Origin of the sequence: Pseudomonas sp. LAMO17WK12:I5, from assembly GCF_900215165.1 — a bacterium.
GTDB classification, from domain to species: Bacteria; Pseudomonadota; Gammaproteobacteria; order Pseudomonadales; family Pseudomonadaceae; genus Aquipseudomonas; species Aquipseudomonas putida_A.
Window position 1 is genome coordinate 186684 of sequence record NZ_OBDS01000005.1, and the last position, 17334, is coordinate 204017.

Here is a 17334-nt window from a genome sequence, read left to right on the forward strand (position 1 = left end):
AGGCGGCGCATGGGTATGCTGGAACCATCCCGCGCGTGTTTTGCATCCGCGCATTGTTTTAAGGAGTCTCTGTGGAGTTTTTCACCGAATACGCCAGCTTCCTGGCCAAGACCGTAACGCTGGTGGTCGCCATCCTGGTGGTGCTCGCCAGTTTTGCTGCATTGCGCAGCAAGGGCCGGCGCAAGTCGGCGGGGCAGTTGCAGGTCAGCAAGCTCAACGATTTCTATAAAGGCTTGCGTGAACGTCTGGAGCAGACCCTGCTCGACAAGGATCAGCTCAAGGCTTTGCGCAAGGGCCAGGCCAAATCGGAAAAATCCGAGAAGAAGCAGAAGAACAAACCCGAGAGCAAATCCCGGGTGTTCGTGCTCGATTTCGACGGTGACATCAAGGCCTCGGCCACCGAGAGCCTGCGTCACGAAATCACCGCACTGCTGACCCTCGCCACGCCAAAGGACGAAGTGGTACTGCGTCTGGAAAGCGGCGGCGGCATGGTGCACAGCTACGGCCTGGCGTCTTCGCAACTGGCACGTATTCGCGAAGCCGGCGTGCCGTTGACCGTGTGTATCGACAAGGTCGCGGCCAGCGGCGGTTACATGATGGCGTGCATTGGCGAGAAGATCATCAGCGCGCCGTTCGCGATTCTCGGCTCGATTGGTGTGGTGGCGCAGTTGCCCAACGTCAACCGTTTGCTGAAAAAGCACGACATCGATTTTGAAGTGCTGACCGCCGGTGAGTACAAGCGCACCCTGACCGTGTTCGGCGAAAACACCGAAAAGGGCCGGGAGAAGTTCCAGGAAGACCTTGACATCACCCATCAGCTGTTCAAGAACTTCGTTTCCCGTTATCGCCCGCAACTGGCGATTGATGAAGTGGCTACCGGTGAGGTCTGGCTTGGTGTTGCAGCGCTGGACAAACAACTGGTCGACGAGCTCAAGACCAGCGATGAATACCTGGCCGACCGGGCGAAGAAAGCCGAGGTTTATCACCTGCATTACGCCGAGCGCAAAAGCCTGCAGGAGCGCATCGGCATGGCCGCCAGCGGTTCAGTGGATCGCGTGCTGCTGAGCTGGTGGAGCCGCTTGACCCAGCAACGATTCTGGTAAGAAAAGGCCAAAGAAAAACCCCTTTCACCGTAACGGTGGAAGGGGTTTTTTTATGGTGGCGGTATATATGTATAGTTTGAGTTTGAATAGTTGATTCGAACTTGAAGTTTTTCATCGGCAAATCGCGCTTTTATAAAAAAGCCTGCTCGATAAGCTGTTGCTACTTTCAGTTTTCGAGATATTCAGTATGTCTTCCTTACCTGTACAGGCTGTCGCGCCTGTATTAACACCCGAACAAAAAGGCATGTTCTTTGAGTTAATCAAGAACAATGCTCCCGGCTGGCTGCTGTCGGCATCGGATGAACTGCGTCAAACACTTTATCAAAGCGTGATGGCCAGCCATCGCGCCCAGAGTGAAATGGACCCGTTTCTGAAAGACCTCAAGTCTCCAGAAGAATTTTGCGCACCGTTACTGGCCAGCGCCATGTCGCAAAAGATCGGCCACTCGCTGGATATCGTCGGGGTGATTTTTCAGCACGTGCGCTCCACCTCCAGTCTTTTGGGCTTGCGCAGGAAACTGGTGTTGCCAGTTGATCGGGATCTGCTCACGGCCGCCTGCGAAAACTTCGAACTCAGCGAGACTCAGGCCACAAATTACACCGATACCTCCTTGATCTATATTCCCGAAAAAGTAACCGGTCGAGAGGCGAATATATTATCGATCCAGCCCCACGAGTTTGCGCTGTTGTGTCGAACCCTGGACTTGGGCCAGCAATATCAGACTCATCTTCGTGCGGTCTTCAATGTGGATGCCGAGGCCAATCCGTTGCGCAGCAAGTTTACTGCGAACTTGCGGTGTCGCTTCGAAGTGGATCGGCACGTCGCATTGCTGAAGAAACACATCAGTGTCGAAGTGCATGAGATGTTGCAGGCAGTCAAGGATAACCAGGACACGCTCAAACTGGGCAACAACACCCTGGGTTATCAGGGCTTGCAGATGCTGGGTGTCACACTTAACGGTGTGCTGTTTATCGGCCCGGTGAGTGAGCACGCCGATGACGACTATCGATGCGTTGTTTACCTGCCAGGTGATCCGTTGCACCCGCTCAAGGAGTATTCATCCTTCAGCGATTTCGAGAAACAGTTGAGCCAGCGGTTGAAAGGCGCAGCGTTTCGCCAATTCTTCATGCGCTTCATCAAGATCAGTGAGCGCGCAGCGTGGGTGACCGAACTCGATGGGCGTTTGTATCCGCACAGTCATTCAATCCTGCCTCGTGCCGCGTTCTACGTGACGTTGTCCGGCATCGATTTTGCGGGCGACCCGTTCACCCTGATGTATCGCCAGCACGCCGAACAGACCATGGCCGACGCTCGGCTCGTAGTGGTCCCAACCGACGATGAAGACGAGAAAACCCGGCTGGCCCGACTGGACACCTATAAGGCAATCGGGGTCGACCTGCTGTTGGTCGCTGTATCGTTCATACCTGTAGTCGGAGAGGCTCTGTTGGCGGTGACCGCGGTGCAGTTGCTCTCGCAGGTCTATGAAGGGATTGCCAGTTGGTCCAGAGGCGAGCAGGAGCAGGCGACGGATTACTTTTTCGATGTCGTCGAAAACCTGATCCTGATGGCGGCTTTCGCTGCGAGTACCAGGGCGGTAGGCACAGCGTTCAAAGTCGTCAGGTCATCGGCTTTTATCGAGCGCTTGCGCATGGTCAAACTGGCTTCAGGGCAGCCTCGCCTTTGGAAGCCTGACCTGCACGTGTATCAACAGCGTCGGGCCTTGCCTGCCGGAGTGCGTCGCGATGGCCGCGGCTTGCGTTGGGTTGATGGCCAGGCGTACCTGACGCTCGATGATCTGCACTATGCAGTGCGCCCCGAACCTCAGACCGGGCTGTGGGAAGTGCAGGCGCCGCCGGAATCGGCGAGCCGCTATGCACCGCTGCTCGAAACCAACGATCGGGGTGCCTGGCGTCATGACAGCGAGCTGGTTCAGGACTGGGATCGATTGAAGCTGCTGCGCCGCTTCGGCCATCCCCGCGAGGAGCTGTCGGATGCCAGTGCGCTGCAGGCTCTGGCTGTCTGCGGTATCGAAGACAGCGTGTTGCGTCAGATCCATGTAGATCGCGGTCATCCGCCGGCCTTGCTGCTCGACACGGTGTGGAGATTTCGCGCCGATGCAGCGGTGACGGAGTTTATCGAGCAACTGCAGATCCCGTTGTCGGCCCCCATGGCGGATGCTGACCTGCAATTGCACCTGCTGACGACATCGGCCAGTTGGCCGGCAGACTGCGCCATCAGTGTCGTCGATGCAGTGGGCACGCCAATCAATCGTTATGGCGCAACCCACGCCACCACGATCCTGAAGATAACTCAGCAGGATGTGCATCGGGGGAAACTGTACCGTTCTCTGCTGGCTGCACTCGGCAGCCAGCGGCGCAAGAACTTGCTCGGCTTGACGAGCCAGGATTCGGCGGTTCAGACGCGCAAGCTGGTGCAAATCGTCGGCGAGCAGGCACAAGGTCGCCGGCAGCCGTTGTTCCAGCGAATCTATCGACGCCACGAAGCGCCGAGCAATGGTCGGGTGGCGTTGCTGGTGAAGACCTTTGCCGATCTACCTGCCAGTGTTGCCGAGGAGTTGGCGGGCAGTGCCCTGGATGGCGAAGCGCAGGAGCTGGACGCTGCCCGCGTACCATTGCGGCTGGCGCAGGAGGTGCGCCGCTATCAACAGGCGATTGCTGTGTGTCGAGCCTATGAAGGCCTGTATCTGGAGAGTGGCGGTGGTCACAGTACCAATCGCCTGGTGCTCGATACCCTTGAACATTTGCCGGGCTGGTCAGGGGCTTCAGCGATCGAGATACAGGAGTGGTCGGGCAGTCACGGCAGTGTTGCAACGACGGCGTCAAGCTCATCCAGTGAGCGGGTGATCATCAATGTGTTGGCGAACCGCATCAGCGTTCTGCAGGGTACTGATGCTGCGCTGAAAACATTTTCCGGGCGCACCCGCGAGCATTATTTCCAGGCCCTCTGGCATGGGTTGTCGGCGCAACGCAAGGTCGCGTTGGGCCTGTCGATCGAGGCCGGGGCGAACGGGCTACGGGAGAAAATCACCGAACTTGCCATGCAACGGCGAACAACGTTTGCCAGGACCATGGGCGAACGTCCCGGCGACTATTCGCCGATGGCCCTGGCTGACCGGCCCCCGGCGGGGCCTTGGGCGAACTCAGGTGTGAGCGTTTCAGTGATGGTGCGCCGTATTCAGGAACTCTACCCGGCCCATTCCCCTGCACAGATCCATGCGCTACTCAACGTCTTGGGCCGCAATGAGATCCTGGTGCTGATGAAACTGGAATTGCTGCGCCTGGAGTTTCTCGGTATTCGCGAAGTCCTGAGTCGTTGGGTGACGCGGCAAACGCAGTACAACGGGATCGATGGCTCATTGCTTGATGTTCCACAGTCGGCGAAGTCCCGGGCCATGCGCGCGATCATCCGCTGCTGGCGCAGAGAACCGGGGGCCTCGGGCGACGCGCCACCCGACACCTTGATCTTCGCCCCGGAGCCGTTGGGAGAGTTGCCAGTGCTGGTCGGGGATTTCAGCCACGTCACGCATCTGATCATGGACGGCACTACGCCGCTGGGGCTGACGGCATTTTTGCGTCATTTCAGAAATTTGCGCAGCCTTTCCCTGAGGGGGAACCAATTGACCCAGTTACCGGTGACATTGGAACGCATGCCCTGGCTGACGCATCTGGATCTGAGCGAGAACCGTATTCGTCTATCTTCTGCATCGGTGCCGTCACTGGCGCAATTGAAAAAGCTGCGGGTGCTGAGCCTGGACTTCAATGTTGATCTTGCGCATGCCCCGGATGTCAGCTCACTGCCGGATCTGGAAAGACTGCGCTTGCGCGGTTGCGCAATCGATCATTGGCCCGAGGGAACCACCGGTTTGCAACGACCGCAACTGATCGATCTGCGCGATAACCAGATAAGCACGGTGCCGGAGGCGGTACTCAGGGCTCCGTTGGTGGTCACCCGCGCCGTTCGCCTGATGGGTAACCCCTTGTCGCCTGACGCCTTGCGACAGATTGCGACGTATCAGCAGGCGAACAGCGTCAGTTTCGGTGTAATGGCCCGGGTCTATCAACACCAGCCGCTACCCAGCGTGTCGTATGAAGGTCAGAGTGCGCGCTGGCTGACCGGCAGGCCTGCCGTCGAAGCGATACCGCGCAGCGTTACCTGGGAGGCGGTAAGGGCAGCGCCCGGCTCGCGGGATTTCTTCAATGTACTTTCACAATTGATCCACACGGCCGATTACACCCGGTTGTACCCGTATTTCAGCCAGCGTGTGTGGAATGTGGTCGAGGCGGCCGCTGAAGACACGCGGTTGCGCAGCGAATTGTTCCGCACGGCGCGCGTCGCCACCAGTGTCGATGGTTATTCTGTGGTGTTCAGTGAGATGGAAGTCCAGGTTCTGTGTTATCGAGCCATGGTCGCGGCCGGGATCGATGGCGCGCCGCTGGAGCGGCAATTGACGCATTTGCTCAGAGGCTTGTTTCGCCTGCAAACGCTGGAAGAGCGCACCTTGGCAGAGATCAACACTCGCGCCCAACCGAGAGTCTACGAGCATGCACTCGAATTCAGTCTGGCCTACCGGGTGGGGCTGGCGGAGCGCCTGAATTTGCCTGGGCAGCCAAGGGCGATGAGCAGCCCGTTGAATGTCGAGGTATCGCAGGTAGAACTGGATCAGGCCTATCAGGCCGTCATGCGTATCGAAGGCTCTTCGGCGTTTCCCGACTGGTGTATCGGCCAGCGATTCTGGGTCGAGTTTCTCGAATCGGCGCATCCCGACGCTTTCGCCCTTGTCTATGTTCGAACCTCGCAGGCATTGGCGCGCCTGGAGGAGCAGGCGGAGCTGACGCGCGATCAGGCAGCGGTGCAGATGAACGCGATTCACGACAATTTCAGAAATGAACGTCAGGCGCTGATTCGCCAACTCACCGATCAGGCACTCGCGCGCCATCCGGCCAATGAGCTGGCCAGTTCGGATACAGAAGAGGAGGGAAGTACGCCTTGAGCAGGTGCTCAAGGCGTATTCGAGTCAGCGGCGACGGAACAGCGGCAGCGGTTCGTCAGTGGCGGCCTGGTAGGTCACCGAGAAGTCTTTCAGGCTTTCCAGTGCCTCGTACGGGTCCTTGTCGGCGCGCAGGGCGAACGCATCGAAACCGCAACGGTGCATGTAGAACAGCTGATCGCGCAGCACATCGCCAATCGCCCGCAGTTCACCTTTGAAACCATAGCGGTCGCGCAGCAGGCGGGCGTTGGAGTAGTTGCGGCCATCGGTGAAGGCCGGGAAGTTCAGCGCGATGACCTGAAACTGATCCACGTCGTCACCGATTTCCTCGGCTTCTTCGTCGGCGTCCAGCCACACACCCAGCCCGCCGTCGCGGACCTTGAGCGCGTGAGCATGATCGCGCCACAGGGCCAGCGGCACGATCAGGTCGTCGCAGTTGGAGATACCGTCGAGGGTCGCGTCCTTGGGCAGCAAGTGCCAGGTTTCGTCGACCACCTCGTTGTTCTTAATGATTCGCTGCATAGACGCGTTCCTTGAAGAGGTCGATGCCAATACGCTGGTAGGTGTCGATGAAGCGCTCGTCTTCGGTACGTTGTTCAACGTACACGTCGATCAGCTTCGAGATCACGTCCGGCATGTCGTCCTGGGCGAAGGACGGGCCGAGGATCTTGCCCAGGCTGGCGTCACGGCTGGCGCTGCCACCGAGGGACACCTGGTAGAACTCTTCACCTTTCTTGTCCACCCCGAGGATGCCGATGTGGCCGACGTGGTGGTGACCACAGGCGTTCATGCAACCGGAGATGTTCAGGTCCAGCTCACCGATGTCGAACAGATAGTCCAGGTCGTCGAAACGGCGCTGGATCGATTCGGCGATCGGGATCGACTTGGCGTTGGCCAGCGAGCAGAAATCACCGCCCGGGCAGCAGATGATGTCGGTCAGCAGGCCAATGTTCGGCGTGGCGAAACCACCTTCACGCAGCTCGCCCCAGAGGGTGAACAACTGGCTCTGCTCGACGTCGGCGAGAATGATGTTCTGCTCGTGGGACGTGCGCAGTTGACCGAAACTGTAGCGCTCGGCCAGATCGGCGACGGCGTCGAGCTGCTTGTCGGTGATGTCGCCCGGCGCAACGCCGGTCGGTTTCAGCGACAGGGTCACGGCCACATAACCCGGCTTCTTGTGCGCCAGGGTGTTGCGCGAGCGCCAGCGGGCGAAACCCGGATGCTCTTTGTCGAGTTCGGCCAGAGCAGCCGTCTGGTTCTCCAGCGCCTTGTAGTCCGGATCAACGAAGTGTTTGGCGACGCGATGCAGTTCGGCTTCGGTCAGTGTGGTCTGGCCACCGCGCAGGTGTTCCATCTCGGCATCGACTTTCTGCGCGAACACTTCAGGGGTCAGCGCCTTGACGAGGATCTTGATCCGCGCCTTGTATTTGTTGTCGCGACGGCCATAACGGTTGTACACCCGCAGGATGGCGTCGAGGTAGCTCAACAGGTCCTGCCATGGCAGGAATTCGTTGATGAAGGCGCCGACCACCGGGGTACGGCCCAGGCCACCGCCGACCAGCACGCGGAAGCCCAGCTCGCCGGCGGCGTTGTGGACCGGCTCCAGGCCGATGTCGTGGACTTCGATGGCCGCACGGTCAGCGGTCGAACCGTTGACGGCGATCTTGAACTTGCGCGGCAGGTAGGCGAATTCCGGGTGGAATGTAGTCCACTGACGGACGATTTCGCACCATGGGCGTGGGTCGATCACTTCATCGGCAGCGACACCGGCGAACTGGTCGGTGGTGACGTTGCGCAGGCAGTTGCCGCTGGTCTGGATCGCGTGCATCTGCACGGTGGCCAGTTCCGCGAGGATGTCCGGGATGTCTTCCACCGCCGGCCAGTTGAACTGCACGTTCTGCCGGGTACTGATGTGGGCGTAGCCCTTGTCGTAGTCACGGGCAATCTTGGCCATCATGCGCACCTGACGGGAAGTCAGTTGGCCGTAAGGCACCGCCACGCGCAACATCGGCGCAAAACGCTGGATGTAGAGGCCATTTTGCAGGCGCAGGGGGCGGAATTCTTCTTCGCTCAGCTCGCCTGCCAGATAGCGTCGGGTCTGATCACGGAACTGCTTGACGCGGTCCTCGATGATCCGCTGATCGTACTCGTCGTATACGTACATATAAGTCCTGTTCTCAGGCTTTGGGCTACTCGGAAAACGCTGCGTTTTCGCTTGCTGGAGTCCGATGGTGCCTCGGCAATTACGCGCGCACGGCCGCGCACTCCCTAACGGAGCCGGGGCAATATACCCGTTTGCAGTTATGCGCAAAAGTGATGTTTGAGTATATGTAAAGAACCAAATCGCCTAACGAGAATAGTTGTTGATTAACCCACATTTGTCGCGGGGACAATCATCGTCTTAACTGTGATCGAGTCTTTCTGCAATCACCGATAAAACCGACAAGAGGCGATGCAATGAGCAATCCGACCAAGGCAAGAAAAAGCGATAGCAGTGTCGATGCATGGGCCATTCTGTTCCTGATTATTCTGGTAGTAGGGACGGCGGTATTCTGGGTCAGTCATCAGTAAACGACCGATCCGGGTCCGCTTCCGACGATTGTCGGACAAAAAACGGGATCAGGCGTCAATAGCCGCTGATTAGGGGGCTATAATGCGCGGCCATTTTTCCTTGGGCCCGGATCATTCATGTTGAAGTTTTTCCACCTCAGCCTTCTGCTGTTCGGTGCGGTTTTCGGCTCTGCGGCCCGGGCCGAGTCGGTGCTGTTCCTCAATCCTGGATCAACTCAGGAAGCCTTCTGGGTCAGCTATTCGCAATTCATGCAGGCGGCCGCCCGCGACCTGGGCGTCGATTTGCAGATTCTCTATTCCCAGCGCCAGCCGGAATTCACCCTGGCCCAGGCCAGAGTTGCCCTGCAGGGGCCGAATCGTCCCGACTATCTGGTATTCGTCAACGAGCAGTACGTGGCGCCGCAGATCCTGCGTATGGCGGAGGGCAGCGGGGTCAAGCTGTTCATGGTCAACGCGGTGCTCACCCCCGATCAGCAGGCGCTGATCGGCGAGCGTGCCGATCGCATCGGCAGCCTGGTGCCGAATGACGAGGAGGGCGGCTACCTGATGATGAAGGAGCTGATTCGCCTGCACCCTCCCGTGGCGCGGGGCGAACAGATCGAAGTCCTGGCGTTTTCCGGCCTGAAGATCACCCCGTCAGCGCAATTGCGCGAGCAGGGCATGCAACGCGCCTTGGCCGAGTATCCGCAGGTACGACTGCGGCAACTAGTGTACAGCGGCTGGACCCGGCAGCGTGCCTACGAGCAGGCGCGGCAACTGGTCAGCCGTTATCCGAAGGTGTCGCTGGTGTGGGCAGCCAATGATGAAATGGCCTTCGGCGCCATGCATGCGTTTGCCGAAGCCGGCAAAGTCCCTGGCAAGGATGTGCTGTTCAGCGCGGTCAATACCTCACCCGAGGCGTTGCAGGCGGTGGTCGATGGACGCCTGAGCGCGCTGGTGGGCGGACACTTCACGCTGGGTGGCTGGGCGCTGGTGGAGTTGCATGATTACGATCAGGGCGTCGATCTGGATCGTTATGGCGGACGTGACCGGCAATTATCGCTGCTGCAACTGATCGACAAGCATCATGCGCAGCAAATGCTGGCCATGGGCGCCTCGCCGGATTACGGCGTGAGTTTTCGCAAACTCTCTGCCATGGGGCGCCCCGCGTCCTATCGCTACCCGTTCGGCCTGCAGATTCTGATGCACTGAGCGCCGTCAGACCCCGGCGAAATGCAGCACCAGTTTGACGATGGCAAACAGCGTCAAGGCGAACACGGCGGTGAAGCCGATCCCCAGAACCACGAAATGGCTGGGCTTGCCATGGGTGAAGTCCCTTGCCCGATTTTTCCCGCTTTGCACGCCGAATGCCGCAGCCATCACGCTGTGCAGCATCTGCCAGAAGCTCGGTGGCTTGTTGTCGACTGGATCGTCCATAAATCCCCCGTCCGAAAGGCTGTCCCGACAGCATAGTCAATCCAGCGGGTTGTGCCGTGGTCGCACGCGGGTTCCAGACTTGTCCGGTAACACGTCCACACCAATACGATAACTATGTACCGCAGATCACCGTGGCGGACATGGTGTCCTGTCCTCTCATTTTTCAGGAGAGACAGGATGTCCACTCATCCCCCGACATTGCCCCGCGCGCCGGTCAGCGCCAGCCTTCACGGCAAGCTGCTGGAGCAGCTGATCCCCGATTGGCTGATTGCCGCTTCGCCCGCACGGCGAGCCGCGATGAAAGCAGCCAGTACCCGTCCAGCGCACGGCTATCACCATTTCTCGAATGATCAGCAACAAGCCTTGAAAGACCGGGTCACGGCGGCCTTTGTCGCCCAGACCCGGCTCGACAAGACCATGGCCGGCCTTGAAAGCGTCGATGCATTTGCCCAGGCGCTGCTTGGCAAGGCACTCAAGGATCAGTTCAACGTCACGGTCGATCTCGGCAAAACCTTGCTGTGTCTCAGACGGCCCCTCGAACTCGGGGTGCTAGAAGTTGAAGTTTCCACGTTCGAAGTGTTGAAGCTGCCCTTGCTGCAAGCGGCATTGCACAACTTCGAGGCTTCGGAATGTGAAGCCGGTGCCTATCACGCCAGATCCGGTTTCGTGGTCGAGACGGCAACCCCGGGCGAGTTTCAGGCAGTAGACATCGGCATCACGGTCAGGCAGTTTCTGACGCTGTGTCGTTCGCTGGACGTCGGTGCCCGTTATCAGGCAAGGATCAAAGCGTTTTTCGAGAAAACCGACACCTTGCGCCGGCACTTCATTGCCAGCCAGAAAACCGCGTTGCGTGCCGCCGCTGAATGGGCGCTGCTGAAACAGGACATCGAGCCCGCCGACTACCGGATGATTCTGTCGGTGGTGGACGGCCAGATCCATCCGCAGCTCAGCGGCAAGGCCGTGTGGTTTCGCGACCTGAGCCTGATGAAGCGGCGGATGACCGGTTGCGTGGTGTTCAGCATCAGCGAGCGCTACCGCTACACCAACGAGTTCATCGTCTACATTCCCCATGACCCGCAACACCCGCTCAAGCGCTACACCATGGCGCAGATGCGTGAGGTGTTCAAACGCAAGTTCACCGCGACTGATCCTACGACTCCCGCGCAAGGACCGACTGCTTACCAGCAGTTTTTCAGTCAGTTCGTGGCCTATGCCGACCGTCCTTACTATTTCAGTCAGTTCACCCAAAAGGCTGCGGACTCCCCGAGTGACCCGTTGCATTCGATCTGGGTCAAGGTTGCACAGCTGATACCGCCACTGTCGACCATCGCGCGAATCAAGGAGCTGCCACCCGAAGCCCCCGGCAAGCGCGAGCCGCAGACTGACCCGTTTCTCGACCCGTTACCGACCACGCGCAAAGGCGTGGCCGGGATCTGGGCCGACAACACCGATCTGTGGCAGTACCTCTATGAGCAGCACCAGGCCAAATTTATCGCCGATGCGAAGGCCCACGCCGTCCCCACAGCAGACGTCGACGCCCGGGTACGGGCAGAAAAACTCAGTCATCTGCTCGAACTCGGCATGATGGCGTTGAACCTGGTGTCGATGTTCGTCCCGGTACTGGGCGAAATCATGATGACCGTGATGGCCGGGCAACTGCTCTATGAATCATTCGAAGGCGCTATCGAATGGTCGGAAGGTGATCGCCAGGCTGCCAAGGCGCATCTGGTCGATGTCGCGCAGAACCTGGCGCTGATTGGCGTGATGGGCGCGATCGGCAAGGGTGCTGGCCGAATCCAGGCGGCCTCCGCCGAGCCGGTGATCGAGCACTTGCACCCGGTCGAGCGGCCTGATGGCTCGGTCCGCCTGTGGAAGCCTGACCTTGATGCTTATGTCAGCGACAGTGTCCTGCCGGCGAGTGCCGTGCCTGATGCGCAGGGCGTGTATCGATTCGACGGCAAGACCTTCATTCGCCAGCAAGGCAAGTTCTACCAGACGCACTACGACGAGACCCTGAAAAGCTGGCGCATCCGCCACCCGCATGATCCTGCGGCGTATCAACCGATCCTTGAGCACAATCGACTGGGGGCCTGGCGCCACAACCTGGAGCGACCGCTGAGCTGGGATCGACTGACCCTGCTGCGGCGCATCGGGCATTCGACTGAGGCGTTTTCGGATGCGCAACTGCTCGAAATCGCCGATGTCAGTGGTGTCAGTGATGATGCCCTGCGTCAGATGCACCTCGAGCATCAGCCGGCGCCACTGGCCCTGGCCGACACTTTGCGCCTGTATGAAGCGGATCAGCAGGTCGGGCGGCTGATCGATCAGGTCGAACGAGGAACCCCCCTGGATGATTCGTATCTGCTGACGCTGCCAATGCTCACGCAAATGCCGCGCTGGCCGAGCGGAAAGATTTTGCAAGTCTTCGACGGAGCGCAGCTGTCCGGCCCCAGCCGGCTGTTCGGCGCAGAATCAGGCTTGATCGAGGGCCAGACGCATACACCGATCCAGGTGACCCGCGCCGAAGTGCTCGACGGCCAACTGCCGGAGCGTATTCTGGCCGCGCTGGATGAGCCGCAAACACGTTGGCTGCTGGGCGCCGAGCCGGCGCGCGTGGTCGAATCGCGGCCGCTGGAACTGCGCAAACAGATCGCCGATTACCTGCGCACCCGGCAACCGGCGATGTTCGACAGGCTCTATGACGAGCCCGCGTTGAACGACCGGCGAATCGCCAGGCTGCAAGCCGCGACACCGGGGTTGGGCAGTTCGGCGGCAATCCGCGTGCTGCTGGAGGCGAACGCCGAGGAGCTGGCGCGCCTGCAAAGCGGTAAGCGGGTGCCGTTGCGCCTGCTGGAGATCTCCCGTGAATTTGCCCGGCGACGCCGCTTCAACCACGCGGTCGCCGGCCTGCACATGGAGAATTCGGGTGGCAGCGAAAGCCAATGGCTGGCCTTGCGCGCCCTGGAACGACTGCCGGGCTGGTCGGACGAGGTGCGTCTCCAGGTGCGCGAAGGTAGCCTCGACGGGCCGTTGATTGACAGTGTCGGCAGCGAAAGTGCCGGCCAAACCAAGTATCTGGTCAAGCGCGGGCCGGTCTATCAGGCGTACAACGAGCGCGGCGAAGCGCTCAACAGTGTTCCGCGTCACGGCGACAACTTTTTTGCCTCAATCCTCCATGCCTTGCCCGATCAGTCGCGGCAGGCCCTGGGTTTTACCCAGGTTGCGCGTAGCGCCGGACTGCGTCGGGCACTGATCGGGCATGTGGCCCGACACCGTGCCGAACTGGCTCGACTGGCGAGCAGACGCCATGGCCACAAGCAACGCTTCAAGGCGCCGGTGCGGGTACGCCAGCACGGGCTGGGTTATTACGCCAGCGGTCGCGGCGAAGGCGTCAATCCGTTGCTGGTGACGCGCGTGCAGGATGTGTATCCGGCGCTAACGGATCAGCAGGCGGGCGGGTTCATTCTCAAACAACTGGCCGCCGGGCGGACTGACGCGCAGATCTACGAACTGTTGCAAAGGCGCCTGCGTGAATGGCAGGAACTCGAATCGTCGCTGGCGCAATGGGAAGGTGTGCCGGCCCCTGAGCCGACGCTGGAGTCGATGATCGGCGGTCGATCCAGCGTGGTGCGCAGCCTCAAACAGAGCTGGCGCAATTCGCCGCTGGCCGATAGTCACGCGAGTGCCGCACGCCTCGATTTGACCTGCGATGACCCGTTGCCGGTGCTGACGGCGGACTTCTCGCATGTGCGCGATCTGCGAGTCAGGGGGCGGTGCATCACCGATGCCAACGTCGATGAACTGTTGGGCAGTTTCCCCAGGCTCAAGTCGCTGCGCATCAACGCCACCGCAGAAGCGTTCACCAACGTGCCGGCGGTGTTGCAGAACCTGCCGGAATTCACTGACCTGACGCTCTACAGCGCAATGCCCTATGCCGCCGATATGCCGGCACGCCTGGCTCAATTGACCCGGCTGGAAGCTTTGAGTGTCAGCACCTCGAGCTATCAGCCGCTGGCTTTCGACGTCAGCGGCATGCGTAACCTGCGCACACTGGAAATCGTCGCCTATTCATTGTTCGACTGGCCTGCGGGTGCGCTGGAGTTACCGGCCCTGGAGCGTCTGAACCTCAGGGACACCGGAATCAGCACCGTGCCGGCAACACTGTTGCAGGGGCATGGAAAACTCTGGTCGGGGCTGTCGCTGGACTGGTCAAGATTCTCCCGGGAAAACTTCACGGGCGTGTACGAATACGTCAAGACCCATCCAGAACACCTGATCGATCGAGAGACGATGGTCAGGGATTATTGCCGCGGCGAGTTGCGGCGCCTGGGCGAGGGCGTGAATCAGTCGCCCGAGGGGGTGTTCAATCGTTTCTTCGAGCAATGGCTGGATGAGCAGCAGCGTTTCACCGCGATCAATGCCTTGAGCGATCAATATGCCGCGCTGGATAGCCAGCTCAATCAGTGGCAGCAGCACGTGGTGGTGTCGGAAGAATCGCTGCGCGAACTCGTCGCGCGATCAAACCTGGCCCATGTCCTGAAAACCAGTTGGCGCAAGGGCATGTTCAAGCGCTATGGCGCGACCATCAGTGCTTCGACCCTGGACTTGTCGGGGCTGATGCTCAGCGAACTGCCGGCGTTACCCGCTGACGCATTTGCGCATGTACGCACGCTGCTGCTCAACGGCCAGCGCGTTGCAGCCGTGCAGATGCGCGGTTTCCTCAGTGCGTTCAGCGAAGTGCGAACCCTTGATCTGAGTGACAATGCCTTGCACGAATGGCCGATCGAGTCGCAGAGCCTTTCGCGCCTGGTGCACCTGGATCTGGCCGACAACCAGTTGACCGACGCTTCAGGCCTGGAGCGCGGATTGAGTGAATTGCCTGCGCTCGAACAGTTGAATCTGCGGAACAATCCGCTAAGCGAACTGAACGTTGGCAGCCTGCAGCGCTTGAAGGCCCTCGACCTGCAGGCAACGCACCTGCAACAGTGGCCGACAGGGGCCGAAGGTCTGCCGCAACTGGCGTGGCTGGATCTGCGCGACACCCGCATCAGCACGCTGCCGCCTGCCGTGCTCGAGAGCACCGCACTGCTCAATACCAACCTGACCGGTACGCCGCTGACCGCCGCGGCGTCGGCTGAACTGCGTCTGGCGCAACGGCGGCTCGAAGACACCCTCGGCCTGCCTGCCGGCGCGCTGGATGCGTTTGCCCGGCAGCCAGTGCCGGCGACCTTTCCGCCGGCAGAGAACGGTGTATCAGTGGCCCGCCAGTTGCTGCCGCTGACGCAGGCACCGGTCAGTAGCGGGCTGACACGGATGCGCCAGGACCTGCAGCGAGTGCAGCCGGCCCTTAGCGATGAACAAGCCACGCAAATGATCGAGGCGCTGCGCAATGAGGGTGCGACCGAAGTGCAGATCAGCGAGCGGATCACCGGTTGGAGTCAGACCTTTGAAACCCTCGTTCGCCAACTCAATGGCTGGCTGTATACCCGGGAAACCCGTGGCGTCGATTGGGTTATCTCCTCGCAATCACGCAGCCTGGCGGCGTGGCGCATCCTCACCTGCTGGCGCGCACGGTTATCGGTTGCCGGGGTCGATGCGGTTCTGGATCTCAACGGCCTGCAATTGGGCGATCTGCCGCCGCTGCCTGAGGACTTTGGGCATGTCGGCAGTTTGAACCTGACAGGCACACGAGTGACGGCCGAGGGCAGCAACGGCTTTCTCAAGGCTTTCACCCGCCTGCGCAGTCTGACCCTCAATGGCAATGAGCTCACCGCGCTGCCTGATGCCGTCCGGCAAATGCCGGAGCTTGAGCGACTCGAGCTTGCCAGCAACAACTTCAGTGACACCGAGCATCTGTATGCCGCGCTGTCCGGTCTGCAGCATCTGCAGGCACTGGACCTGGGCTACAACCCTCTCGATGCGTTCGACGTCAGTTACTTCGAGCATTTGCAAAGTCTGGATCTGCGCAACAATAACCTGGCCGAATGGCCGGCCGGGACGCTGGATGCGCAGCACCTGCGGACACTCAACCTCAGTCGCAACGACATCACCGCCATCCCCGAACAGGCGCTGGACGGTCAGCACGATGAGCTGATGGACGGCACCGACCTGACTGACAACTACAACCTGTCGGAGGAGTCGCTTGAAAGGCTCAGAACCTATCAAGCTGCGGGTAACCGCCCGCGAGTGCTCGGTTTTTCCAGTTCCGATCTGGAGGAAATGGCTGACGACGTTGCCGGCGGGCTGAGTGAAACCACCGACAGCATCGAGTCCGACGAAACCCTCCCGGGCGAACAGGCCCATGCGCAACAGAAAGCGCCGTGGCTGGCGAATCTGCCGGCGGAGCAGGCGTTGGCACGCGACAGGCTCTGGGATCAACTCGCTGCCGAACCGGATAGCGCGGCATTCTTCCATTTGCTTGATCGATTGCAGGACACCCAGGAGTTTCGCGTGGCCAACGCCGATCTGACCCGACGGGTGTGGATGGTCATGGAAGCGGCGGCGGCCAACAGTGAGCTGCGCGAGGTGATTTTCGCCGGTTCGGCCACACACGGGACTTGCGTGGACGGGCGCATCCTTACGTTCAGTGGTCTGGAGAGTAAGGTCTTCACCTACAACGCCTTGCTCGATTTACCGGCCGGCCGTCCGGGAATCCGCGGCGAGGCCTTGTTGTCGCTGTCGCGGCAGCTGTTCCGGCTGGACAAGGTCGATGAACTGGCAAAAGCGGCCGCTGCGCGCAGTGGTTTCGACGAAGCCGAAGTCCGCCTCGGTTATCGGATCGGTCTGACCGGGGGCTGGGACGATGGACTGGAATTGCCCGGGCAGCCGAAAAACATGAAATTTGCCTCCGGTGTCACCCCGCAGCAGTTGGTCAATGCGCGGGCCGAGGTGGTCAGCGCGGAACGCTCCGAGAGATTTCTGGAGAACCTGATCCAGCGCGATTACTGGCTGGACTATCTCAAGGAGCAGCAGCCCGAAGCGTTCAGGCAAATGGATGAACTGCAGTTGATGGAGGAGGGCGAGGACGAAGGTCTGAGTGCTGACGATCCGCTGTATCTGAGCAGGTTGTTCGACCAGGCGGCCGCGCGAAATGCCAGGCTCATCGAATTGTCGCGAGAGGAGATCGAACGGATCGGTTTGTCTGCCGGCAACGCACAAATGCCCGGTACGTCCGGGCAAATGTCAGGCGGGTAAAAACCCGCTGAACGCTCAGTCCCCGGCAGGTCCGGGGACTGA

7 protein-coding genes are annotated in these 17334 nt (G+C 60.2%); 4 read left to right on the plus strand and 3 right to left on the minus strand.

The window, feature by feature from the left end; translation table 11 throughout:
• Window positions 1–71: 71 nt before the first annotated feature.
• Both sohB and CRO59_RS10470 read left to right on the plus strand, forming a co-directional pair.
• A complete protein-coding gene (gene sohB, locus CRO59_RS10465) occupies window positions 72–1103 on the plus strand; it encodes a protease SohB (RefSeq protein WP_027613703.1) in 1032 nt (343 codons plus the stop codon).
• A 244-nt stretch (window positions 1104–1347) separates the two neighbouring features.
• Window positions 1348–6114 (plus strand): dermonecrotic toxin domain-containing protein, encoded by a 4767-nt coding sequence (locus tag CRO59_RS10470; RefSeq protein WP_256578387.1) that lies wholly within the window; start codon window positions 1348–1350, stop codon window positions 6112–6114.
• A gap of 24 nt (window positions 6115–6138) precedes the next feature.
• Here the strand turns inward: CRO59_RS10470 and CRO59_RS10475 are convergent, their stop codons facing one another.
• Both CRO59_RS10475 and CRO59_RS10480 read right to left on the minus strand, forming a co-directional pair.
• A complete protein-coding gene (locus CRO59_RS10475) occupies window positions 6139–6633 on the minus strand; it encodes a DUF934 domain-containing protein (protein ID WP_097087273.1) in 495 nt (164 codons plus the stop codon).
• Complete coding sequence (locus tag CRO59_RS10480) at window positions 6617–8275, minus strand: nitrite/sulfite reductase (protein WP_027613706.1); 1659 nt, start codon at window positions 8273–8275, stop codon at window positions 6617–6619. The genes CRO59_RS10475 and CRO59_RS10480 overlap by 17 nt, the downstream gene beginning before the upstream one ends.
• A 524-nt stretch (window positions 8276–8799) precedes the next feature.
• Here CRO59_RS10480 and CRO59_RS10485 point away from each other — a divergent pair.
• Window positions 8800–9873, plus strand: a complete 1074-nt coding sequence (locus tag CRO59_RS10485) for an ABC transporter substrate-binding protein (protein WP_097087274.1) — start codon at window positions 8800–8802, stop codon at window positions 9871–9873.
• 6 nt (window positions 9874–9879) lie between these two features.
• Here the strand turns inward: CRO59_RS10485 and CRO59_RS10490 are convergent, their stop codons facing one another.
• Window positions 9880–10098, minus strand: a complete 219-nt coding sequence (locus CRO59_RS10490) for a DUF2970 domain-containing protein (protein WP_095136213.1) — start codon at window positions 10096–10098, stop codon at window positions 9880–9882.
• Window positions 10099–10275: 177 nt separating this feature from the next.
• Here CRO59_RS10490 and CRO59_RS10495 point away from each other — a divergent pair, with 177 nt between their 5' ends.
• Complete coding sequence (locus CRO59_RS10495; protein WP_097087276.1) at window positions 10276–17292, plus strand: NEL-type E3 ubiquitin ligase domain-containing protein; 7017 nt, start codon at window positions 10276–10278, stop codon at window positions 17290–17292.
• Window positions 17293–17334: the final 42 nt, after the last annotated feature.